A 19,871-nucleotide genomic window follows, 5' to 3' on the forward strand; every position below is an offset into this window, starting at 1 on the left:
GGGTTTTGCCATCGCCCAACGAAAAAGCCCCGGCTGCAAAGACCGGGGCTTTTTGTTTGCCGTGTTGGCAGGTGTGGCATCAGTTGGTGTTACTGGGCAGCCACTCATCAATGCGTTTTTTGAGTTCATCCAGCTGGTTCTCGCCAGACTCTTTCAGCTCGCCCAGCTTGGTTCGGGCCGTTTCAATCTGGTCTTCCATGGCCTGGATGCGTTCTGAGAAGTCCCTCTGAATCTTGGCCTCAGCTTCTTCGTCCTTTGCTTTGGCAATTTTCTCATTGGCCTCGGCTCTCAGACTTTCGATCTGTTTGCTCCAGTGCTCTGTCTGGGTTTCCAGTTTTCGCTGCAAAGAATCCTTCAATGACATAGCTAACTCTCCTGTCGGGCCGGGCATTTACCACGACCGTTTCAATGAGTGGTACCTACCAGCATGGCCTCGGGTGCTGGAAACTCAAGGGCATCAGGATTAAGTTTTGTTGAAGTCACGTTGATTCGGGGTATTGTGGCCCGAAATGGCATAAAAAAACCGGAGCCAGGCCCCGGTTTTTTAGCGTAAGCACTGCGCTCAGAACAGTACCCGACAACGGATAGTGCCTTTCACCTGGCGAAGTTTTTCCAGCGCCAGTTCGCCGTAGGCCTTGTCGACATCAATAACCACATAGCCGATGTCTTCCTTGGTTTGCAGGTACTGGCCACACACGTTGATGCCGTTCTCGGAGAATACCTGGTTGATCTCGGACATCACGCCCGGCACGTTCTCGTGGATGTGCAGCAGGCGGTGCTGGTTCGGGTGCGAAGGCAGGGCCACTTCCGGGAAGTTCACAGAGGAGACGGAGGTGCCGTTGTCGCTGTACATGGCCAGCTTCTCGGCCACTTCGCGACCGATGTTTTCCTGAGCCTCGATGGTAGAACCGCCCACGTGCGGGGTCAGGATGCAGTTGTCGAATTCCCGCAGCGGAGAGATGAACTCTTCATCGTTGGACTTCGGCTCAACCGGGAACACGTCTACCGCAGCCCCCAGCAGCTTGCCGGAGCGGAGGGCGTCGGCCAGGGCGTCAATGTCGACCACGGTGCCCCGGGATGCGTTCATCAGGATGGAGCCAGGCTTCATCTGGGCGAACTGCTCGGCCTTGAACATGTACTTGGTGGCCGGCGTTTCCGGTACGTGCAGGGAAACCACGTCTGCGATGTTCAGCAGTTCCTGCAGGGTGCCTACCTGGGTGGCATTACCAATCGACAGCTTGGAGACCACATCGTAGAAGTACACATCCATGCCCAAGCCTTCGGCCAGAACACTGAACTGGGTACCGATATTGCCGTAGCCGATGATGCCAAGCTTCTTGCCACGGATTTCGTAGCTGTTCTTGGCGGATTTCAGCCATTCGCCCCGGTGCGCCTTGGCGCTCTTCTCAGGCACGCCGCGCAGCAGCAGGATGGCCTGGGCCAATACCAGCTCGGCGACGGAGCGAGTGTTGGAAAACGGTGCGTTGAATACCGCAACACCACGGCGGGTGGCGGCTTGCAGGTCGACCTGGTTGGTGCCAATACAGAAACAGCCCACGGCCACCAGCTTTTTGGCGGCGTCAAATACCTTCTCGGTCAATTGGGTGCGGGAGCGAATACCGACGAAGTGCGCATCGGCAATCTTCTCGATCAGCTCTTCCTCGCCCAGGGAATGGGACAGGTACTCAATGTTGGTGTAACCCGCAGCGTTCAGGGTATCAATGGCGGATTGATGCACGCCTTCCAGCAGCAGGATCCGGATTTTGCTCTTTTCGAGAGACGTATTTGACATGGGCTTGCTTCCGAACCTTTCGTCACGTGAAATGACCGCGGCCGGGGATCGTCAACCCGGCTCACAGAACAGGGGCGGTATGATACCATAAAAGGAACTTTTCACAGCGCGCCGGTTTGCCTGAATCAATTCCTTGCGAATCGCCGAACCACAGGCCCGGCCCAAACCTGACGAGACTGACGCATCCATGAATTCCGAACAGATCATTGCTTCCCTGAAAGAGCTGGTGGCCGCCGGTGACGCACCGGGAAAAGTGCTGACGGACCCGGCCGACCTGGACACCTACGGCAAGGACTGGACCAAGATCTATCCCCCCAAACCATTAGCAATTGTTCTGCCCAAGACCACTGAGCAGGTGCAGGCGTTGGTGAAGTTTGCCAATGATAACCAGATAGCGCTGGTGCCCTCAGGCGGACGCACGGGTTTGAGTGCCGGTGCGGTGGCGGCGAACGGTGAGGTGGTCGTCGCGTTCGACAACATGAACCAGATTCTGGATTTCAACGCCAGCGACCGCATTGTGCGTTGCCAGGCTGGGGTGGTCACTGAACAGTTGCAAAATTTTGCCGAAGAAAACGGCCTGTACTACCCGGTGGATTTTGCCTCAGCGGGTTCCAGCCAGCTCGGCGGCAACCTGTCCACCAATGCCGGTGGCATCAAGGTGATCCGCTACGGCATGAGCCGCGACTGGGTGGCCGGCCTGAAAGTGGTCACCGGAAAGGGCGATATCCTGGACCTGAACAAGGACCTGGAAAAGAACAACACCGGCTACGACCTGCGCCATCTGTTTATCGGTGCCGAGGGTACCCTGGGCTTTATTACCGAAGCCACCATGAAGCTCACCCGCCAGCCAGACAACCTGACGGTGCTGGTGCTGGGGCTGGGCGACCTGACCAACACCATGGATGTGCTGCAGAAGTTCCAGAGCAAGCTGGACCTGACCGCCTACGAGTTCTTCTCCCATCAGGCCATGGGCCACGTTCTGGCTCACGGCCAGGTGCAGGCTCCGTTTGAAACAGAAGCGCCTTATTACGCACTGCTGGAGTTCGAGGCGGTATCTGACCAGGTGATGGACGACGCCATGGCGCTGTTCGAGCACTGCGTAGAGGAAGGCTGGGTACTGGATGGCGTGATCAGCCAGAGCGAGACCCAGGCCCAGAACCTGTGGCAGCTGCGGGAGCGGATTTCCGAGTCGATTGCCCCGCGTACCCCCTACAAGAATGACATTTCCGTGGTGGTGTCAAAAGTGCCGGGTTTCCTGCAGGAAATCGAAAGCGTGGTGACCGATCACTACCCGGACTTCGAGATCATCTGGTTCGGTCATATTGGTGACGGCAACCTGCATCTGAACATTCTCAAGCCTGAAGGTATGGCTAACGAGGATTTCTTCGAGAAATGCCAGCAGGTGAACAAGTGGGTGTTTGAGATCGTCGAACGCTATCAGGGCAGTGTGTCCGCCGAACATGGCGTGGGCATGACCAAGAAGCCATACTTGCAGTACACCCGCAGCGAAGCCGAAATTGCTTATTTGCGAGGCATCAAGCAGGTGTTCGATCCCAATGGCATCATGAACCCGGGCAAGATTTTCGATTGATCCGGGTTCGTTGAAGGCGAGGTTTTCGGCGAGTGCAGGAACACATTGTCGTGCTCACCGGCGCTGGCATCAGCGCCGAAAGCGGTCTCTCCACCTTCCGCGACAGCGGAGGCCTGTGGGAGCAACACAGCGTCTACGATGTGGCCACGCCGGAGGCCTTTGCCCGCAATCAGGAGCTGGTGCTGCGGTTCTACAATGAACGCCGGCACCAGCTGGAATCGGTACAGCCCAATCCTGCTCACCGCCTGTTGGCCGAGCTGGAAAGCCGCTACCGAGTCACGGTGGTTACCCAGAACGTGGATGACCTGCACGAGCGGGGCGGCTCCACCAACGTGCTACACCTGCACGGCGAACTCACCAAGGCCCGCAGCTCTGGTTTTCCTGAGCTGATTTACGACATCGGCTACAAGGAAATTCACCCCGGCGATGTATGCGAACGCGGCACCCAGCTGCGGCCGCATATTGTCTGGTTCGGTGAGGAAGTGCCGATGCTGGATGCGGCCGCTGAGGTGGTTCGTACTGCTGACCGTCTGCTTATTGTCGGGACATCCCTACAGGTCTACCCGGCTGCCGGACTGGTTTACGAGGTCGACATCGATGTGCCCATCACCGTGATTGATCCCGGCGAGCCGGCCTCGGTTTCCAGGGCAAGGGTCATTCGTAAAGGTGCGAGTGATGGCTTGAGTGAGTGGGTCACGACGTTGGCCTAGCACCCATGTTTGGAGTGCTGCTGTGCTACATATTTGGCACTCCCCGACAGGGCCCGTTCCTCAACCTCTCAGGTATTTTTCCAATTCTGATCTGAAAGCTGCCTGTACACCCAGTCGTTTCAACATCCAGTAATGCCCGGCAATCATCCGGTCTATAAAGATGCTCTCCACGGGCGGCTTGAAGTAATCCAAGTATTTGAACACGGTGCTGGTTTTTGCCGCTACGTGCTTGTGGATGTCGGCCTCGGCAAAGTCGTAAGGCTCATCATTCAGGAACGGAATGATCAGGATGTCTCGCCACATGGCGTAGTAGGCTTCGTCTACTGCTGGCTGGTTATCAACCCTGGCGCCAAGATCGATCAAGTATTGGTCCAGGGCCTGATAGTCTTCATCCAACGCTGCAATCAAGGCCTTACGGTAAGCCTCGACAATCTCCGGCTTCAGCTTCTTCACGCACCCGAAGTCGTACATGATGATGGTGCCGTCCGGCCGGTAGGCGAAGTTGCCGGCGTGTGGGTCGCCGTGGATGCACTGGAAGCGGAACAGTTGGTCGGCCATGATGGTGAAGATGCGGTGGCCGATGTCGTTGAGGGTTTCCTGGCTGTAGCGTTCCGGGGTCACCTGGCTGACATGGTCGCCTTCCACTAGTTCCAGGGTCAGTACCCGCCGGGTGGAGTGGCTGTCGACCACCTCCGGAATAACCACCCAGGGCTGGTCTTTGTGGAATTCGTGAAAGAGTTTGAGATTGCGGGCTTCGTTTTCGTAGTCCAGTTCTTCTTTCAGGCGCAGGCGGATTTCGCCGAACAGCTGGTCTACGGTCTCCTTGGGCATTTTCAGCAGGCCGCCCAGCTTCAGGGCGAGGCGTAGCTGTTTCAGGTCGGAGTCACAGGATTCGTCAACGCCGGGGTACTGCACCTTGACGATCACATTGGTGCCGTCGTGCAGCCGAGCACGATGTACCTGGCCGATGGAGGCGGACGCGTAAGGGGTTTCCTGCAGGTACTCGAACAGTTCACCCACCGGTTTGCCCAGCTCGCTCTCCACCTGCGCAAGAATGACATCGAAAGGCATGGGTGGGGCTTCTTTCTGGAGCTTTTCCAGAGCCTGGGAAAACTCTTTGGGCAGGAAGTCCTGGGTCTGGGACGCAATTTGCCCCACCTTCATCACTGCACCCTTGAGTTCACCCAAGGTGTCGGCAATCTCGCCGGCCATACGGGTGTAACTTTCGCTACGAGCGCCTTCGTCGTCGACCGTGCGGAACATGCGCCGGGCCCTTTGGCCCGCGTACTGGCCCGCCACGGAGGCTGTCATGCCTGCGAGTTTGAAGAAGCGTCCTGTACGGGACGTAACCGGTTTCTTCGCCATGGTCCTGTCTGTTTCCCTGAAACGCGTGGTTCGCCTGAATATGCGTTCAGGCGGGCAAATCAGACCACTGTTGTCTCCACAAACAGCACATCTTCCAGTTCCAGCGACAGGGTCTGGCCGGAGACCAGTGGCCCGACGCCTTTGGGAGTTCCGGTCAGCACCACGTCTCCGGGCTGCAGGGTGAACTGGCTGCTCATGTGGGCGATCAGCGGCACAATGGGGTTCAGCATATCACGGGTGTCGCCGGTCTGTTGGCGTAGTCCGTTTATGTCCAGAGTGAAACGGATATTGCCTTTGGGAAGCTTGTCGGCAGCCACAAACGGGGAGAGCGGGCAGGCGCCGTCAAAGGCCTTGGCCCGCTCCCAGGGCTGGCTTTTCTCCTTGAGCTTGCTTTGTACATCTCGCAGCGTCAGGTCCAGCGCCAGGCCGTAGCCCAGAATGGCACCCTCGGCTTCGCTGGCAGAAGCGTTGGTGAGCGGCCGGCCGATGAGCACGGCCAGTTCGGTTTCAAAGTGGACTTCGCCCTGGTTGCGGGGAAAATCCAGAGGGCGGGTAATATGTACCGCTGCCGTTGACGGTTTGATGAACAGCAACGGCTCGTCGGGCACCGGGTTATTCAGTTCCCGCGCGTGCTCGGCGTAGTTGCGACCAATGCACACGATTTTGCCCAGGGGTAGATGAACCGGTGTGCCATCTTTCCAGTGATGTTGATAATCGGGCATGGTCGCCTCCTTTAACGGTGGTTATTCTCCCTCGAACGAACACACAGTATAAACCTGCAGGCCGTCTTCCTGCAGCTTGCGCGAACCGCCCAGGTCCGGCAGGTCGATCATGGCGGCTACTTCCACGATTTCCGCGCCAATGCGCCGAATCAGTCGGGTTGCGGCCAGCATGGTGCCGCCGGTGGCAATCAGGTCGTCTACCAGTATCACTTTATCGCCGGGCTTGAAGGCGTCCTTGTGCAGCTCCACCGACGCCGTGCCGTATTCCAACTCGTAGTCTTCCACCAGGGTATCAAAAGGCAGTTTACCCTTCTTGCGCACCAGTACCAGTGAGGCGTTGAGCTCATAGGCCAGGGCCGAGCCGATGATAAAACCGCGGGCATCCACCGCGGCCACGGCATCGATTTGCTGGCCATGGTAGCGGTGCACAAAGGCGTCAATCAGCTTGCGGAACGCGGTCTTGTCTTGCAGAACCGTGGTGATATCCCGGAAGGAAACCCCGGGCTTTGGCCAGTCCGGCACGGTGCGGATGGCTTTCTTTATACTCTCGGAAAAATAATCCATAACTCACCTGTGTGGACCCGGCTTACGCCAGATCCAGAAACATGAATTTCAGAACGAAGACAACGGCGATGGTGGTGACGCTCCAGTTCAGATCAGACCATTTGCCGGCCAGGGCCTTGACTGCCACGTAGGTGATAAAGCCGAGGGCAATACCATGGGCGATAGAAAACGTCAGCGGCATCATCAAGGCGGTGACGATGGCCGGTGCGATGTCGGTGATGTCGTCCCAGTCCACCAGTTTCAGACCGCTGGCCATCAGACAGGCAACGTAAAGCAACGCCGGGGCCGTTGCGTAAGGCGGGATAACGCTGGCAATGGGTGAGAACAGCAGGCAGGCCAGGAACAGCAGGGCGACCACGACGGCGGTCAGGCCGGTGCGGCCACCTGCCGCGATACCGGCGGTGGATTCCACATAGCTGGTGGTGGTGGATGTACCCAGTGCAGAGCCCGCCATGGTTGCTACCGAATCTGACATCAGGGCCCGGCCCAGGCGCGGCAGCTTGCCGTCTTTATCCAGCAGGCCGCCTTTTTGGGCAGCGCCCACCAGGGTGCCGGAAGTATCGAACAGGTCCACAAACAGGAAGGCAAACACCACGCTGATCATGCCTACGTTCAGGGCGCCAGCCAGGTCCAGCTGCATAAAGGTGGGGGCAATGCTTGGTGGGGCCGACACAAGCCCCTGATACTCCACCATGCCCAGCATCATCGCGATCACGGTAATGGCGATAATGCCGATCATCACAGAACCGGTGATCTGACGGAAAGACAGCGCACAGATCAGCACAAAACCACCGAAGAAAAGCAGTGCCTCGGGAACCATGACGTCACCCAGACTGACCAGCGTAGCGGGGTGATCAACCACAATGCCGGCGTTTTTCAGGGCAATCAGGGCCAGGAAGAAGCCAATGCCGGCAGAAATGCCAAACCGCAGCGACATGGGAATGGAATTGATGATCCACTCCCGCACCTTGAAGATGCTCAGCAGGAAGAACAGGAAGCCGGAGAGAAATACCGCGCCCAGGGCCACCTGCCAGGTGTATCCCATGCTGCCTACCACGGTGAACGAGAAGAACGCGTTCAGGCCCATGCCCGGGGCCAGTGCGATGGGGTAGTTGGCCCACAAGCCCATAATCAGGGTGCCGATCACTGCCGCCAGGCAGGTCGCAACAAACACCGCACCGAAATCCATGCCGGTGGAGGACAGTAGGCTGGGGTTGACCACGATGATGTACGCCATGGTCAGGAAGGTGGTAATGCCCGCTACCACTTCTTTACGAACATTGGTGCCGTGGGCCTGGAGTTGGAACAGTCGTTCAAGCATGACGGGGGTCTGCCTCTCGGGATGCCTGGGTTGGGGTTTGAAACTCTGTTTACGTGCGGAAATCGTGAACTGGGTGAAAAAACGGCAATCTTACCGGCTCACGGGTCTCAGGCCAAGGCCAGGGAATGATTGACCGTTCAGCCCGTGCTGTGATCTCGCTGTAGCCGGATATCGAAACGGACGGCCAGCATGCGTACGGTTACTATGAACAACAGGCCGATGGTCAGGGCGATAGACTCGCTTTCCAGGAACCACTGGCACACAAAGTACAGCCAGCATCCGGCGAATGCGATGGAGGCGTAGATCTGATCCTTACGAAAGATGAAGGGCACTTCGTTGCACAGAGTGTCGCGCAGTGCGCCGCCGAAGCAGCCCGTCATTACGCCGAGCATGGACGCGATAAACCAGGAATGGCCCAGGTCCAGCGCCAACTGGGCGCCGAGAATCGAGAAAATGCCGAGGCCAATGGCATCCGGGAAAACAATACGGGATTCCTTGAGGCTGTGCGCCCGGCTCCAGTAACTGAATACAATCGCCATGGCCAGAATCAGGATAGGCTGCTCCTGGTGCTTGATCCAGTACAGCGGGTGGTTATCCATGATCAGATCCCGCAACGTGCCGCCACCCAGCGCAGTAATAAAACCGATGGCAAAAATGCCCACGGGGTCCATGTTCTTCGAACGAGCGACAATCATGCCGGAAATGGCAAATGCCACAACCCCAATCATTTCAAGTGTATAGATGATGTCGAACATGGCCGGCTCTGGGGCAGAAAGTGTACGTAAGCAAGGGTGATCAAACGGGAGTGCGAAGGATAGCCGAAAACGGGCTTGGATTCACCTGACGGCACCCCACCTGTGCCGAGAAATGATGAAGAACGGAGACAGGATACAGAATTACCTGAAGAGTGATCTGCCAGCCCCTGACATGGCGTATGTTCAACGACCCCTGTTTTCATTGATCCGGAGTACACCATAAATGCCGCTGATTCGCCTTGCCTACGCCAGTGAAGCAACCTTTGAAGCCAAACCTCTGGAGAAAGGGGTTGAGCCCCACGTTGCCCGTATTCTGCTTGTGTCTCGTCGGAACAACGGAAAAGTAGGGCTTGTAGGCGGGCTGTATTACGGTGACAACCGCTTTTTCCAATATCTGGAGGGTGAAGAGGAGGCCGTTCGGGACACTTACCAGAGAATTCTTCAGGACCCAAGGCATCGTAATGTCCGGACGTTGATCGAGGAGCCGGTGGCCGAGCGGTCGTTCACAAACTGGTCGATGAAGTACGTGCCGGCCTCTGCAGATGTTCAGGCATTTCTTCAGAAGCACCACTTGCCAGAGTTCAATCCATCCGCTTTTGACAGCACCCAGTGTGAAGAAATGATCGACCTGATCCGCCGCTCCAGTCAGGACCAGAAGCTGGTCAACTACGACGAGCCGGTCCGCAGTACGTCACCCGCCCCACAAACGCTGTCACCAGGCCTTAAAGCCGGGCTGGTTGTTGCTGCGGTGGGCCTGGTCGTGGCGCTGGCGGTCAGCGCGACTATGTTGTAGGGCTGAATCAGCGTGGTTTATACGAAACGATAAGCGATCTTGATTTGCTTCATGATGCAACTGCGTTTAGCTTGGTGCGATTCAATAAAAAAGCTGAACAAGACGCCGCTTGAGCCCGAACACTGCAGTTACGCTGATCGGCCCCAAGGCATCAGGAGAGATCATGAAAGCCATTCTGTGCAAAGAATACGGACCTGCCGAAAACCTGGTTATTGAAGACATCCCAAGCCCGGAGGCCAAGGGCCGGGGCGTGAAAATCCGGGTGAAGGCCGCGGGCCTCAACTTCCCGGATACCCTGATCATTGAGGGCAAGTACCAGTTGCAGCCACCCATGCCATTCTCACCGGGCGGCGAGCTGGCGGGTGAAGTGATCGAAGTGGGCGAGAAAGCGACCCGTTTCAAGCCAGGCGACCGGGTGGCCGCCCTCACAGGTTGGGGTGCGTTTGCTGAGGAGGTCGTTGCCCCCGAATCCAACCTGTTGCCCCTTCCAGATGGCATGCCTTACGAGCAGGCGGCCGGTTTCATGATGGTGTATGGCACCTCCTATTACGCGCTGAAACAGCGGGCTAACATTCAGCCTGGCGAGACCTTGCTGGTGCTCGGCGCCAGCGGTGGCGTTGGTCTGGCAACCGTTGAGCTAGGCAAGGCCATGGGCGCAAAGGTAATCGCGGCGGCCAGCACAGCCGAAAAGCTGGAGGTGGCCAAGGCCGCCGGCGCTGATGAGCTGATCAACTACTCTGAAGAATCCCTGAAAGAAGCGGTGAAGAAGCTCACCAAAGGCAAGGGTGTGGACGTGATCTACGACCCGGTCGGCGGCGACTTCACCGAACAGGCCCTGCGTTCTATGGCCTGGAACGGCCGCCACTTGATCATCGGCTTTGCCGCAGGCGATATTCCGAAGGTGCCGGCAAACCTGACGTTGCTGAAGGGTTGTTCGGTGGTCGGGGTGTTCTGGGGCAGCTTCACCCAGCGAGAGCCGGAGGCCAGTGCGAAGAACATGATGGAGCTGTTGCAGTTGTACAGCGAGGGCAAAATCGACCCGAAGGTCAGCGAGGTATTCGAATTCGACCAGTACGCCGAGGCTCTGGGTGCCCTGACCGGTCGCCGTGCCACGGGTAAGATTGTTCTTCGGGTTGGTTCCTGAACCTTGGTCTGAGCTGGTTTCCTAGCCTTCTGGTTCAGGTGTGCGCCGGGTTGGGGACGTCTTCCAAAAAAACGCTACGAGCACATCCATGTGCGCTTCGTTCGGGCCATCCCTGGCCCTCAAGATTTTTTGGAAGACGTCCCCAACCCGGCGTTCGAGCATCGAGGAATAGTCATCTGAATAATGACGCTGGTGAGTCCTGTTTTTGCTGACTATTGTCCCGAAATTCGAGGGTGAGAGTGGGGACTCCCTCCCAAAAATCTCGGAGGCCATGGATGGCCGGAGCGAAGCGCACATGGATGTGCTCGTAGCGTTTTTTGGGAGGGAGTCCCCACTCTCACCACCCCCGAAACCCGGCAGGCTAGGGCCGAACTAGACCCCACCACCAAAAGTCAGAACCGAACTCCGCCAGCATCGATATCGGCCACCAACTCCGGCGTAAGCTGCGTATACCCGGATGCGCCCGGCAGCCACGCATAAACTTCCTCATGGGGGCTGGACAGAGAGTAGCCAAGCTTCTGAATATCCACCTTCCGGTACTTGAACGTGCCCGTCTTCTCGATGGCGTGGGTTACCCGCACGAAAACCGGTATCGCATACGGTGGCAAATTGTCCTGAAGATAGGCGAACAGCCTGTCCGCATCAAAAGACGCCTCCGGATTCTGCGGCACCAGCGTCACCATGCCGGCTTTGCCATTGGTGTTCGGAATCTCCACGCCGTAGACAATCGCCTCCTGAACCATGCCGGAGCCGTCGATGATGTTTTCCACTTCGGTGGTGGAAACGTTCTCCCCTTTCCAGCGGAAGGTATCGCCCATGCGGTCGACAAACTGCAGGTGTCGGCAGCCGATTTCCTTCAGCACATCGCCGGTGTTGAACCAGGCATCGCCTTTTTTGAAGGCATCGCGAAGGATCGATTTTTCCGTGGCGTCTTTCTGTGTATAGCCCTCGAACGCCCACTTCTTGTTGATCTCTCCGATCAACAAACCCGGCTGGCCTTTTTTTACTTCTTCCAGGCGACCTTTGCTATTTCGGATCGGGTCGCGGGTGCCCTCGTGGTACTTCACCAGCTTGTAAGGGGCTGTGGAGAAGCCCACGGTGTTGTCCATGTTGAAGAAGTTGCTGAAGCCGATGTTGCCCTCAGACGAGGCGTAAAGCTCCGCCACTTTGTCGATGCCGAAACGCTCCTTGAACTCGGTCCAGATCGACGGGCGCAGGCCGTTGCCGATCATCTTGGTCAGGCCGTGGTTGCGGTCCTGTGCGCTGGGGGGCTGATTCAGCAGGTAGCGGCAGAGTTCGCCGACGTAGCCGAAGGTGGTGGCGTTGTATTTCCGGACGTCGTCCCAGAACGCGCTGGCGGAGAACTTTCGGCGCAGGGCGATGGCGGAGCCGCCGGCCAGTACCGAGCCCCAGCACACCAGCAGCGCGGTGCCGTGATACAGGGGCAGGGTGCAGTAGAGAACGTCTTCCGGTTCCATGGCGAGGGACAGCATGCCAAAGCCGCCATAGGCCCGGATAAACTTGCGGTGTGATCCAGGGGCGGCCTTCGGCAAGCCAGTGGTGCCGGAGGTGTACAGATAAACGGCGGTGTCGCCCATGGTGACGTTGTTCGTGAGCATGGGGCGGGTGGATGATCGCTGGCTGACTTCGAGTGCCATATTGGTGTAGCCCTGCGGTGCTTCGCCAAATGTATTGAGGGTATTGGCATCGGCCAGGTACTGCAGGGGCTTGGTATGGCGTAGCTGGATGTCGTCGCGCACACCCTCGGCGTGGTCAACCAGCTCAGCGCCCACCACCAGCATACGAGGCTGGATCAGGTTGATGCTGTGGGCCAGGACCTTGCCCTTCTGTGAGGTATTCAGCATGGCGCAAGCCACGCCGACCTTGGCGGCGCCAACCACGGTGGCCAGCAGTTCCGGGCGGTTATCCAGCAGAACAGCAATGGCGTCGCCCTTCACCAGCCCCTGGTCCTTCAGGTAATGGGCAACCCGGTTGCTCCAGGCGTCGAGCTCTGACCAGGTGATGGTGCGATCATCGAACAGAATGGCCGGGCGATTCGGGTATTTGTCGGCGTTGCGTTCAACCAGTCGGCCCAGCGTCAGGTCTTTGTTGTCGTCCTTCAACCGGTAGTAATAGAGCCCCTTGGCCACATAGGGGAATTTTTTCAGTACCGTTGGCAGGCTGCGTAGGATGTCGCGCGCGGTTACGATGTCTTGGCTCATGTTGCTTCCGTTTCAGTCGTCATTGTCTTTATGAGTTTTGAACCACGGAGCAACACTCAGAGCCCCGCGGCTAATCCAGGAACAGATCCGGCAGTAGCGGTTTGTCGCCCTGGGCGTACCGGTAGTGTTCAAAATCCTCTATGCCATCCTGACGAAGCACCTCTTCATCAATCAGCGCCTGCCCCGTCAGTTCATCTGCGGTGCGGGAGAGAATGCTGACCGCCGCATCCGCCATGATCTCCGGTTTGCGGCCCTGGGCCATGAGTTGCGGCCCGCCCACTTCGTACTCGATGGCCGCCGTGGCGATCAGCGTTTTTGGCCACAGGCAGTTCACGGCAATGCCGTAGCGGCGGAACTCCTCAGCCATACCCATGCTGAGCATGGTCATCCCATATTTTGTGGTGGTGTAAGGCCCGTACTGGGCAAACCACCGGGTGTTCAGGTTCAGTGGTGGCGACAGGCTCAGAATGTGGCCACCGGATTCCTTCAGCCAGGGCAGGGCAGCCTGGCTGCAAGTGAACACCGCCCGGGCATTGACCTGGTGCATCAGGTCGTAGCGGCTTACCTTCAGGTTTTCCACACCGGTCAGGCGGATGGCGCCGGCGTTGTTCACCAGTGCGTCGATGCCGCCGAAATGATCGGCGGCTTCTTCCATCCGTTGCCTTACCTGCCGTTCATCCCGCACGTCCAACACCAGCGGCAGCGCCTGGCCGCCAGCGTTGCGGATTTCCTCCGCCACGGTGTGGATGGTGCCCGGTAGTTTCGCATGCGGTGTATCGGTCTTGGCGCCAATCACCACATTGGCGCCTTCCCGGGCGCAGGCCAGAGCGATGGCGCGGCCGATGCCCCGGCTGCCGCCGGTGATGAACACGGTGCGTTGATGGAGTCGGCTCATGCGTCGGCCTCCTCGTTAGCTTCTACCTGAACCAGCAGTTGGCCCCGTTTAACCTGATCACCCTGCCGGGCGAGCAATTGGCCGATGGTGCCGCTGCGATCGGCTTTCACCGGGTGCTCCATTTTCATGGCTTCCAGGATTACCAGAGTCTGGCCCTGTTCAACCTGATCCCCTTCGGCCACCAACACATCAATGATGCCGCCGTCCATGCTGGCCTGTACCTTGCCACTGCCGGCGCCTTGGGCACCCTGTGCCGGCTGGTGGGTGATGTCCCGAACTGACCAGGAGCGCCCGAATGCCTGCAAATATAGGGAATCTCCGCTCCGGTAGTATTGGCACCGCTGACGAACCCCGTTGTCGATAATGCATAGCAGGCCAGGTTCATGGCTTTGCAGCTGCAGCTCGTAATGTTCTTCGCCGTGGGATACTTGCAGTGTGTGGCCGCTGTGGCGGACCAGCAGTTCCAGGCTGTCATCCTGAGTTTCCAGCTTCATGGGCATGACCGTAGCCGGGGCGTTGCTCCAGTCCTCCTGACCTGTGCCGCTTAAGCTGAGAACGCAGGCGCTCAGGGCCAGTTCACGGATGGTGAGCGGCTGGGGCGCCAGGGATGGATCATCCTTGAACGCCTGTTGCAGGAACGCGGTGGTGGCTTCACCGGCACCGAAGGTGTCGTCAGCAATAATGCGACTGAGGAAGTGCCGGTTGGTGGTCACACCAAATACGGCGGTATCTTCCAGGGCCCGGATCAGCCGGCGGCGAGCTTCGTCCCGGTTCTGGCCCCAGGCAATGACTTTCGCCAGCATGGGGTCGTAGTGGGGGCTGACCACATCGCCGGAGCGCACGCCGGTGTCGTAGCGCAATCCTTTCCCTTCGGCCGGGGTAAATTGATGCAGGGTGCCGGTTTGTGGAGTAAAGCCGTTGGCCGGGTCTTCGGCGTACAGGCGCACCTCGATGGCATGGCCGTTGAGTTCAATCTCGTCCTGCGCTAGCGGCAGCGGGCGGCCTTCGGCGACCATCAGCTGCCAGGCGACCAGGTCCTGACCAGTGATCAGTTCGGTGACCGGGTGTTCCACCTGCAGGCGGGTGTTCATTTCCAAGAAGTAGAAGTTGCGGTCTTTGTCGACCAGGAATTCCACGGTGCCGGCGCCTTCGTAACCGCAGGCCAGGGCGGCTTTGACGGCCGCTTCGCCCATGGCTTTGCGCAACTCAGGGGTAACAAAGGGTGAGGGCGCTTCTTCAACCACTTTCTGGTGCCGGCGCTGCACGGAGCAGTCCCGTTCGCCCAGGTACACGGCGTTGCCATGGCGATCGGCAAAGACCTGGATTTCCACGTGGCGGGGTTCGATAACGGCTTTCTCGATGATCAGTTCGTCGTCGCCGAAGGCTTGCTTTGCTTCTGAGCGGGCCCGCTTGATGTTGTCGGCCAGCTCGTTTTCGCTTTCCACCAGGCGCATGCCCCGGCCACCGCCGCCTGCGGAAGCTTTGAGCATGAGGGGGTAGCCAATGTCTTTGGCAGCGGTGATGAGCTCGTCGTCGCTGGCCCCGTTACCTTTGCCAGGGCCTTCATATCCAGGAACCACCGGTACGCCGGCTTCCTGCATGGCGATTTTTGAGCGGCGTTTGCTGCCCATTAGTTCGATGGCGTTTTCGGGCGGGCCTACGAAGGTTAGGCCGGCCTGTTTGATGGCTTTGGCGAAGCTGGCGTTTTCCGATAGGAAGCCGTAGCCGGGGTGGATGCAGTCGGCGCCGGTTTTGGCGGCGGCATCGAGGATGGCGTCGGCGTTCAGGTAGGAGGCGGCAACCTGTGCCGGGCCTATGCAGACGGCTTCGTCGGCTTGTTCAACGTGCAGGGCGTTGGCGTCGGCTTCGGAGTAGACGGCAACGGTTCGGTAGCCCAACGCCTTGGCTGTCTGGATGACCCGGACGGCGATTTCGCCACGGTTAGCGATGAGTAGTTTTTTTAGCATTGTCGAAATCTCTTGTATTGGTGCTCGTCCGCGTCGGTGGTGTGAGGGGCTCTCCAGAAAAACGCTACGAGCACATCCATGTGCGCTTCGCTCCGGCCATCCATGGCCTCCGAGATTTTCTGGAGAGCCCCTCACACCACCAACGCTCCCGCTAACTCAGACGCAAGCCTTCATGTTTCATGGCCCACGCCGCCCTAATTAAGTGGACCGACTAGTTATTTGCCCACTTTGGCTCACGCTTTTGCATGAACGCCATGGTGCCTTCCATGCCCTCTGGTCCCCGGATAGCGGCCGCAAATTTTTCAGCGGCATCGTCCAGAAGACCGGCCATGGCTTCATGGCCGACCCGGTGCAGCAGGGCTTTGGTCTCTGCCGTGGCATTCGGGGCGCACAGGCGAACGCGTTCCAGTGCCTGGTTCAGCATGTCGTTCAGTTGTTCTTCGGATTCTGCAACCTGGTGAACGATGCCGAGAGTGCAGGCTTCCGCTGCGTCGATTCTTAAACCAAGAAGAGCCAGTCTCCGAGCCTGGGTCAGGCCGATTCGTTCAACGACGAACGGGGCGATCTGGGCCGGGATGACGCCGAGGGTGGTTTCCGGCATGCCGAATTTGGCAGTCGGGCCGGCGATGGCGAGGTCGGAGACGCAGGCCAGGCCGAAGCCGCCGCCCATGACGGCGCCTTCGGTGATGGCGATGACGACTTTGGCGGATTCGTTGACCTGCTGGATCATCTGGCCGAAGGCGCGGTTGAGTTTGTAGAACGGGTCGTCGCGGCCTTCGCCGGCTTTCTGGCCCCGGGCGCCGGCCATGTCTTTGATATCGCCGCCGGCGCAGAAGTGTCCACCGGCGCCGCGGATGACGACGGCGCGGATGCTGTCGTCATGTTCGACTTCGCTGAACACGGTGGACAGTTCCGCGACCATGTGGAGGCTCATGGCGTTGCGGACGTCGGGTCTGTTAATCGTAATGAGCAGCGTCGGGCCCTGTTTTTCAAGTATCAGGGTTTCGCATTGTGGTAATTGCTGTTCCATAAAAGGACTCCACGTAAAATGTTCGGGGCTGTGAGGCGGGGATCCCTTTTCGGGACCGTTGAGGGCCACGGACGGCCCGAAACGAGCCCACATGGACGTGCTTGTAGGCGTGTCCCGAAAAGGGATCCCCGCCTCATGGCCCTCCGCCAAGCCTTACCTGACCATGAGGCCTGACTCCAAACGTTAGTCGCGTTTCTTGCCAGGCAAGGTGCCCATCAGCTTGCAGATAATGCCCAGCATGATTTCGTCGGCGCCGCCGCCGATGGAGACCAGCCGCACATCTCGGTAAGCCCGTGACAGGGGGTTGTCCCACATGTAGCCGTTGCCACCCCAGAACTGCAGGCAAGCGTCCGTCACTTCGCGGCCTAAACGACCCGCTTTCAGCTTGGCCATAGACGCCAGCTTGGTGACATCTTTGCCTTCAACGTGCAGCTCACAGGCCTGGTAAGTAAGCGCCCGCAGCGCTTCGATTTCGGTCTGCAACTCCGCCAGGCGAAAGTGGATGTACTGGTTATCGATCAGTGGCTGACCAAACGTCTTGCGCTCCCGGCAGTACTCGATGGTCTGGGTAACGCAGTTTTCCAGAGCCTTGATGACATTGGCCGCGCCCCACAAACGCTCCTCCTGGAACTGAAGCATCTGCATCATAAAACCCGTGCCCTCGGCACCGATGCGATTGCGCTGGGGAACCCGCACGTCGTCGAAGAACACCTGCGCCGTTTCAGACGAACGCATACCCAGCTTATTCAGGTGTGGGCTGAAGCTGATGCCCGGGGTGTTCATGGGCACGATCATCAGGGTCTTGTTCTTGTGGGGTTTGTCGTCGCTGGTGTTGGCCAGCAGACACATGAAGTCCGCCTTCGGCGAGTTGGTGATCCACATCTTGGAGCCGTTGATGACGTAGTCATCGCCGTCTTTCTTGGCAGTGGTTTTCAGGCCGGCAACGTCTGAGCCGGCACCCACTTCACTGACACCAATGCAGCCCACCATGTCGCCTGAAATGGCTGGCGCGAGGAAGTCGCGCTTGAGTTCGTCAGACCCGAAGCGGGCAATGGCCGGGGTACACATGTCGGTCTGCACGCCCACGGCCAGCGGTACACCGCCACATTTGGCCATGCCCAGTTCCTCGGCCGCGACCAGGTTGTAGCTGTAGTCCAGACCCATGCCGCCGTATTCCTCCGGCTTCTGGATGCCCAGCAGGCCCAGGTTGCCGAGTTTTTTGAACAGGTCGTGAATCGGAAACTCGCCGGCTTCTTCCCATTCGTCGCAGTGCGGGTTGATTTCCTTTTCCACGAAATCGCGGACGGTTTTTCTGAGGGCTTCGTGTTCGGCTGTGAATTTCATTGTTGTTCTCCCAGTCAATCAGTGTGGAAATCAGAAACGGGCGACGCCGTAAACGTTGGGTCGTAGTTGTCTTTGTTCGGCTTCGCGGCAAACCGACAACACCATGGCCAGTACCCGGCGGGTATCCCGTGGATCGATCAAACCGTCGTCCCATAGCCGTGCGGTACCGAACAGGGCGGTGGAGCCGTCTTCGAGTTTCTTGGCGGTGGCCTGCTCCAGGAACGACAGGGTTTTTTCGTCCGGCTCGATGCCGCTTTTGCGTTGCTTGTCTTCCGCCACAATGCGCATGACCTTACCAGCCTGGGCCGGGCCCATGACGGCGGTGCGGCTGTTGGGCCAGGCGAAGATGAATCTGGGGTCGAGCCCCCGGCCGCACATGGCGTAGTTGCCGGCGCCGTAGGAACCGCCTATCACCAAGGCGAGTTTCGGAACCCGACAATTGGCTACGGCCTGAATCATCTTGGACCCGTGTTTGATGATGCCGTTCTGCTCGGAATGCGTGCCCACCATAAAACCGGTGGTGTTGTGCAGAAACAGGATTGGCGTACCGGCCTGGTCGCACAGCTGGATAAACTGCGCAGCCTTGGTAGAGCCGGCCGGTGTGATCGGGCCATTGTTACCGATGATGCCCACGCTGTGGCCCTGAATGCGGATGGTGCCGCACACGGTCTGGTTGTCGTAGTCGTTCTTGAAATCCAGGAAACGGGAGCCGTCGGCGATGCGGGCGAGGATTTCACGAACGTCGTAGGGTTTCTTGGCGTCCGAAGGAATCACCCCCAGCAGCTCGTCAGCCGGATACAGCGGCTCATCCCACTGGGGTTCTTGGCGCAGTGGCAGGTTTTCATTCCAGGGCAGGGCACCGAGAATTTCCCGGGCCTGGCGGATGCCATCGGCGTCGTCTTCGGCCAGGTATTCAGCGGTGCCGGCCACGGTGGCGTGCATTTCTGCACCGCCCAGTTCTTCATCGGTGGCGACCTCGCCCGTGGCCGCTTTCAGCAGCGGCGGGCCGGCCAGGAACATCTTGGCCTGCTCGCGCACGGTGATCACATAATCCGACAGACCCGGCTGATAAGCACCACCGGCGGTGGCGTTGCCATGCACCACGGTTACTTGCGGAATTCCGGCTGCGGACATCCGCGCCTGGTTGGCAAATCCCCGGGCGCCAAGCACAAAAATATCCGTGGCGTAGTTCAGGTTGGCGCCGCCAGATTCTGACAGCGACACCACCGGCAGCTTGTTCTCCATAGCAATCTGCTGAAGGCGCAGGGTCTTGTCCAGACCGGCGGGGGTAATGGTTCCGCCCTTGATGGCGCTGTTGCTGGCGACCACCAGACAGCGCACCCCGGCTACCCTGCCAATACCGGCAATAATCCCGCCACCGGCCATGGAGCCGTCTTTGTCATCGTGCATCTTGTAACCGGCCAGGGAGCACAGCTCCAGAAACTCACTGCCCCGATCCAGCAACCGATTGATGCGATCCCGCGGCAGCAATTTGCCCCGCTTGGTAAACTTCTCCCGGGCCGATTCCGCCAGGTCCAGCACCTTCTGCTCCACGTCCCGGAAAGTGGTGATATGGGCTTCCATGGCCTCGACATTGGCCCGGAACTCGTCGGACTGGGGGCTTATTGTTGTTTCCAGTACCTGCATGGGAAATCC

The 19,871-nt window shown here is 58.8% G+C and carries 17 protein-coding genes; 4 read left to right on the plus strand and 13 right to left on the minus strand.

Annotation, left to right across the window (positions count from 1 at the left end; genetic code table 11):
* Positions 1-79 precede the first annotated feature (79 nt).
* Together C7H10_RS11355 and serA are read right to left on the minus strand one after the other, a co-directional pair.
* Positions 80-364, minus strand: coding sequence for a hypothetical protein (locus C7H10_RS11355; RefSeq protein ID WP_061331621.1), 285 nt, complete (start codon positions 362-364; stop codon positions 80-82).
* Positions 365-562: 198 nt separating this feature from the next.
* Entirely contained in the window at positions 563-1,792 is a 1,230-nt protein-coding gene (serA, locus tag C7H10_RS11360; protein WP_061331620.1) for a phosphoglycerate dehydrogenase, read from the minus strand.
* Between the two features lie 187 nt (positions 1,793-1,979).
* On the opposite strand from serA, the gene C7H10_RS11365 reads away from it, so the two are divergent.
* Positions 1,980-3,383, plus strand: coding sequence for an FAD-binding oxidoreductase (locus C7H10_RS11365; RefSeq protein ID WP_106694960.1), 1,404 nt, complete (start codon positions 1,980-1,982; stop codon positions 3,381-3,383).
* A 32-nt stretch (positions 3,384-3,415) separates the two neighbouring features.
* Positions 3,416-4,093 (plus strand): SIR2 family NAD-dependent protein deacylase, encoded by a 678-nt coding sequence (locus C7H10_RS11370; RefSeq protein WP_106694961.1) that lies wholly within the window; start codon positions 3,416-3,418, stop codon positions 4,091-4,093.
* Between the two features lie 60 nt (positions 4,094-4,153).
* On the opposite strand, the gene C7H10_RS11375 is transcribed toward C7H10_RS11370, so the two are convergent.
* The 5 genes from C7H10_RS11375 to C7H10_RS11395 all read right to left on the minus strand — a co-directional run bounded on the left by C7H10_RS11375 (position 4,154) and on the right by C7H10_RS11395 (position 8,820).
* A complete protein-coding gene (locus C7H10_RS11375) occupies positions 4,154-5,458 on the minus strand; it encodes an ABC1 kinase family protein (RefSeq protein WP_106694962.1) in 1,305 nt (434 codons plus the stop codon).
* A 59-nt stretch (positions 5,459-5,517) separates the two neighbouring features.
* Complete coding sequence (locus C7H10_RS11380) at positions 5,518-6,180, minus strand: fumarylacetoacetate hydrolase family protein (RefSeq protein ID WP_106694963.1); 663 nt, start codon at positions 6,178-6,180, stop codon at positions 5,518-5,520.
* Between the two features lie 21 nt (positions 6,181-6,201).
* Positions 6,202-6,744, minus strand: a complete 543-nt coding sequence (locus tag C7H10_RS11385) for an adenine phosphoribosyltransferase (RefSeq protein ID WP_106694964.1) — start codon at positions 6,742-6,744, stop codon at positions 6,202-6,204.
* Positions 6,745-6,766: 22 nt separating this feature from the next.
* Complete coding sequence (locus C7H10_RS11390) at positions 6,767-8,065, minus strand: NCS2 family permease (protein ID WP_061331616.1); 1,299 nt, start codon at positions 8,063-8,065, stop codon at positions 6,767-6,769.
* A 137-nt stretch (positions 8,066-8,202) separates the two neighbouring features.
* Positions 8,203-8,820 (minus strand): trimeric intracellular cation channel family protein, encoded by a 618-nt coding sequence (locus C7H10_RS11395; RefSeq protein WP_058092112.1) that lies wholly within the window; start codon positions 8,818-8,820, stop codon positions 8,203-8,205.
* Between the two features lie 223 nt (positions 8,821-9,043).
* On the opposite strand from C7H10_RS11395, the gene C7H10_RS11400 reads away from it, so the two are divergent.
* Positions 9,044-9,613, plus strand: a complete 570-nt coding sequence (locus C7H10_RS11400) for a BLUF domain-containing protein (protein ID WP_061331614.1) — start codon at positions 9,044-9,046, stop codon at positions 9,611-9,613.
* 163 nt (positions 9,614-9,776) lie between these two features.
* Positions 9,777-10,757 carry an NADPH:quinone oxidoreductase family protein gene (locus tag C7H10_RS11405; RefSeq protein WP_106694965.1) on the plus strand — a complete coding sequence of 327 codons (981 nt, stop codon included), beginning with the start codon at positions 9,777-9,779 and terminating at the stop codon, positions 10,755-10,757.
* A 392-nt stretch (positions 10,758-11,149) separates the two neighbouring features.
* Here C7H10_RS11405 and C7H10_RS11410 read toward each other — a convergent pair whose 3' ends face one another.
* The 6 genes from C7H10_RS11410 to C7H10_RS11435 all read right to left on the minus strand — a co-directional run bounded on the left by C7H10_RS11410 (position 11,150) and on the right by C7H10_RS11435 (position 19,862).
* The gene (locus C7H10_RS11410; RefSeq protein ID WP_106694966.1) at positions 11,150-12,979 is read right to left on the minus strand and encodes a long-chain-acyl-CoA synthetase; all 1,830 of its coding nucleotides are present in this window, start codon (positions 12,977-12,979) and stop codon (positions 11,150-11,152) included.
* 70 nt (positions 12,980-13,049) lie between these two features.
* Positions 13,050-13,874 carry an SDR family oxidoreductase gene (locus C7H10_RS11415; protein WP_106694967.1) on the minus strand — a complete coding sequence of 275 codons (825 nt, stop codon included), beginning with the start codon at positions 13,872-13,874 and terminating at the stop codon, positions 13,050-13,052.
* Positions 13,871-15,841 (minus strand): acetyl/propionyl/methylcrotonyl-CoA carboxylase subunit alpha, encoded by a 1,971-nt coding sequence (locus tag C7H10_RS11420; RefSeq protein ID WP_106694968.1) that lies wholly within the window; start codon positions 15,839-15,841, stop codon positions 13,871-13,873. Before C7H10_RS11420 ends, C7H10_RS11415 begins: the two co-directional genes overlap by 4 nt.
* A gap of 211 nt (positions 15,842-16,052) precedes the next feature.
* Positions 16,053-16,871: an enoyl-CoA hydratase-related protein gene (locus tag C7H10_RS11425; protein ID WP_106694969.1), complete on the minus strand. Its 819-nt coding sequence runs from the start codon at positions 16,869-16,871 to the stop codon at positions 16,053-16,055.
* A gap of 183 nt (positions 16,872-17,054) precedes the next feature.
* Entirely contained in the window at positions 17,055-18,215 is a 1,161-nt protein-coding gene (atuD, locus tag C7H10_RS11430) for a citronellyl-CoA dehydrogenase (protein ID WP_106694970.1), read from the minus strand.
* Positions 18,216-18,245: 30 nt separating this feature from the next.
* Positions 18,246-19,862 (minus strand): acyl-CoA carboxylase subunit beta, encoded by a 1,617-nt coding sequence (locus C7H10_RS11435; protein WP_106694971.1) that lies wholly within the window; start codon positions 19,860-19,862, stop codon positions 18,246-18,248.
* Between the last annotated feature and the right edge of the window lie 9 nt (positions 19,863-19,871).

The sequence above is a fragment of the Marinobacter shengliensis genome, from assembly GCF_003007715.1.
Classification (GTDB): domain Bacteria; phylum Pseudomonadota; class Gammaproteobacteria; order Pseudomonadales; family Oleiphilaceae; genus Marinobacter; species Marinobacter shengliensis.

Excerpts from the sequence above, each read along its gene's own strand:
- serA (WP_061331620.1), bottom strand. The coding sequence starts at position 1,792 with ATGTCAAATACGTCTCTCGAAAAGAGCAAAATCCGGATCCTGCTGCTG.
- C7H10_RS11405 (WP_106694965.1), top strand. The coding sequence starts at position 9,777 with ATGAAAGCCATTCTGTGCAAAGAATACGGACCTGCCGAAAACCTGGTT.
- C7H10_RS11420 (WP_106694968.1), bottom strand. The coding sequence starts at position 15,841 with ATGCTAAAAAAACTACTCATCGCTAACCGTGGCGAAATCGCCGTCCGG.
- C7H10_RS11380 (WP_106694963.1), bottom strand. The coding sequence starts at position 6,180 with ATGCCCGATTATCAACATCACTGGAAAGATGGCACACCGGTTCATCTA.
- C7H10_RS11375 (WP_106694962.1), bottom strand. The coding sequence starts at position 5,458 with ATGGCGAAGAAACCGGTTACGTCCCGTACAGGACGCTTCTTCAAACTC.
- C7H10_RS11410 (WP_106694966.1), bottom strand. The coding sequence starts at position 12,979 with ATGAGCCAAGACATCGTAACCGCGCGCGACATCCTACGCAGCCTGCCA.
- C7H10_RS11435 (WP_106694971.1), bottom strand. The coding sequence starts at position 19,862 with ATGCAGGTACTGGAAACAACAATAAGCCCCCAGTCCGACGAGTTCCGG.
- C7H10_RS11395 (WP_058092112.1), bottom strand. The coding sequence starts at position 8,820 with ATGTTCGACATCATCTATACACTTGAAATGATTGGGGTTGTGGCATTT.
- C7H10_RS11385 (WP_106694964.1), bottom strand. The coding sequence starts at position 6,744 with ATGGATTATTTTTCCGAGAGTATAAAGAAAGCCATCCGCACCGTGCCG.
- C7H10_RS11415 (WP_106694967.1), bottom strand. The coding sequence starts at position 13,874 with ATGAGCCGACTCCATCAACGCACCGTGTTCATCACCGGCGGCAGCCGG.
- C7H10_RS11425 (WP_106694969.1), bottom strand. The coding sequence starts at position 16,871 with ATGGAACAGCAATTACCACAATGCGAAACCCTGATACTTGAAAAACAG.
- C7H10_RS11390 (WP_061331616.1), bottom strand. The coding sequence starts at position 8,065 with ATGCTTGAACGACTGTTCCAACTCCAGGCCCACGGCACCAATGTTCGT.
- C7H10_RS11355 (WP_061331621.1), bottom strand. The coding sequence starts at position 364 with ATGTCATTGAAGGATTCTTTGCAGCGAAAACTGGAAACCCAGACAGAG.
- atuD (WP_106694970.1), bottom strand. The coding sequence starts at position 18,215 with ATGAAATTCACAGCCGAACACGAAGCCCTCAGAAAAACCGTCCGCGAT.
- C7H10_RS11400 (WP_061331614.1), top strand. The coding sequence starts at position 9,044 with ATGCCGCTGATTCGCCTTGCCTACGCCAGTGAAGCAACCTTTGAAGCC.
- C7H10_RS11365 (WP_106694960.1), top strand. The coding sequence starts at position 1,980 with ATGAATTCCGAACAGATCATTGCTTCCCTGAAAGAGCTGGTGGCCGCC.